Origin of the sequence: Streptomyces sp. GC420, assembly GCF_009916105.1 — a bacterium.
Classification (GTDB): domain Bacteria; phylum Actinomycetota; class Actinomycetes; order Streptomycetales; family Streptomycetaceae; genus Streptomyces.
Map to the genome: position 1 here is coordinate 1 of NZ_JAAAXQ010000822.1, position 607 is coordinate 607.

The window sequence follows — 607 nt, forward strand, 5'->3', positions numbered from 1 at the left end:
GTACGGGGAGGGCTCGGGGGAGCGGACGCTCCCGGCGGAGACGGTGGACGCCGAAGCGGCTTTCACCGCCTACGTCCAGGAGCGCCGCGCCTCCCTGTACGCCACTGCCTACCACCTGACCGGTGACCGCTTCGAGGCCGAGGACCTGCTGCAGAGCGCACTGTTCTCGACGTACAAGGCCTGGGACCGGATCAGCGACAAGGCGGCGGTCGGCGGATACCTCCGCCGTACCATGACGAACCTGCACATCAGCGCCTGGCGCCGGCGCAAGCTCAACGAGTACCCGACCGAGGAACTGCCCGAGACGGCCGGCGACACGGACGCGATGCGCGGCACCGAGCTGCGCGCCGTGCTGTGGCAGGCCCTGGCCAGGCTGCCCGAACTGCAGCGCACGATGCTCGTGCTGCGCTACTACGAGGGCCGCACGGACCCGGAGATCGCGGAGATTCTCAACATCAGCGTCGGCACGGTGAAGTCCAGCATCTGGCGGTCGCTCCGCCGGCTGCGCGAGGACGAGGTCCTCAGCTTCGGCCGTGACGAGGAGGAGTCCTTCGGGGAGCTCGTCGCCTGAAGGCCGGGGGAGGGGGACCGATCCGCCCTTCGGGGG

Annotated in this window: 1 protein-coding gene; it reads left to right on the top strand. The window is 70.2% G+C overall.

The genetic code is table 11. The annotated features are described in order from the left end of the window. The coding region (locus GUY61_RS38815) for a SigE family RNA polymerase sigma factor (RefSeq protein WP_166634961.1) at nucleotides 1-571 on the top strand (571 nt) is incomplete at its 5' end. Between the last annotated feature and the right edge of the window lie 36 nt (nucleotides 572-607).